Source organism: Roseimarinus sediminis, assembly GCF_050433125.1.
Classification (GTDB): domain Bacteria; phylum Bacteroidota; class Bacteroidia; order Bacteroidales; family Prolixibacteraceae; genus Roseimarinus; species Roseimarinus sediminis.
The window spans coordinates 1-1,415 of record NZ_JBNPXV010000048.1 but is presented as its reverse complement, the minus strand read 5'-3'; the positions used below and the strand labels follow the sequence as shown (position 1 = coordinate 1,415).

At 32.9% G+C, this 1,415-nt stretch carries 1 protein-coding gene; it reads left to right on the top strand.

Translation table 11 applies throughout. The features are described 5' to 3' along the window. The first annotated feature begins 140 nt into the window (after positions 1 to 140). Complete coding sequence (locus FHS86_RS19145; protein WP_429417686.1) at positions 141 to 941, top strand: hypothetical protein; 801 nt, start codon at positions 141 to 143, stop codon at positions 939 to 941. Positions 942 to 1,415 lie beyond the last annotated feature (474 nt).

The following is a 1,415-nucleotide window of genomic DNA, read 5'->3' as shown; positions in this document are numbered from 1 at the left end:
TGGTATGCCAGCAGCGGCTTTCCGCTCATTCTCTCGTCCGTACCCGGACAGAGAATCACACGCAAACCCTTACGTAACAAACAATTTTCCGTTATAAACAAATTAGAAACCCGAAATTAGTCTCAAAATCTTAATCAACTATGAAGAATTCAGTCAAAATATTAGTTCTGACCTTCTTTATTCTAGGAGTACTTGGTAACTGTATAAAAGCCCCCATTGCACCTAGTAACACAGATAATATAATTGATTCAAATTTTGTTAGTAAGGAAGATTCAAGTTGCATAAATTCTGAAGTAAGGAGGATGGTTATTGGAGAAGAGGTCGAATATATCAGAATTACAACTTTTGATTCACCCGAGATTATCATTGCACCCTGGTATCAATCGGGATGGTTCAGATTTGACATTGATGGTGATGGCACACATGATATTGGATTATATAGTGGCGATTATTATTCTAATGGAGGAACAAATGCTCAAATATCTCGAATTAGCTGTCTAAATTCGGATTTTCAAATGTCAACGATAGAGATGTTTGATACTATATTCAAATGTCAGAATTATATCAATGATTCAACCTACTCTTTGGTATACCATAATAATTACTCTTCTTACACTTGCTCTAATGTTGATAAAGATTCAATTTATAATCTGGAAAAATTTTCATATCCAAAGGTATATTCAAAAGGTGACACATTAACTAATGCCGAATCATGGTTAAGTGAGGACTTAATTTTATCATACTTTGATCATTCAATTTTTGAATGGGAAAAGTCGTATGTGGAACATTCAATTTTAAAAGGTAATTGGAATAACATGCATTTTAAATACATACTACTAAAAAAAACCATAGAAGATGAATACATAATTGGATGGCTTAAATTAAGTGTTGACAACCACAAAGAAGTTCGTTTTTATGAATACGCAATACAAACAGAGTAGGGGTTAATAATTTATTTTTTTACATAAAATCTGTTTAATAAAGTACATATTTCAGAGCGGGGCAGAAATAGTATCAAACCCGGTTGATTATTTGTATAGTTCAGCCCGGGATTATGCTGGATAGAAAGGGTTGGTGAGTATAGCGTTTGTTTAAAGAAACAGGATTAAAATCGAAGATCGGCGGAGCCAAATCCTAAGCCAAAAAGCGCGGATTACAATCGAAGATCACCTTAGGTAAATCCGTACTGGCACTTTGAACTTAAATTCTGCAAATCCGGCAAAGCGGATCGCTAAAAATGAGAATTGGCATCATTATTTCATAGAGAAATTATTATGAGTTATTTTAGATATTATTACATTACTGTCCCATTAAAATCTAAAAAAAGTTCTTTGAAATATTTGAAATTTAGTTAATTACAGACGTTTTTAGAGCGAACGGACTTGAATTTTTAGTTTTGCATCAGATTAATCTGA

What these genes read in the sequence shown, in the direction of transcription:
- FHS86_RS19145 (WP_429417686.1), top strand. Translation starts at nt 141, where the DNA reads ATGAAGAATTCAGTCAAAATATTAGTTCTGACCTTCTTTATTCTAGGA.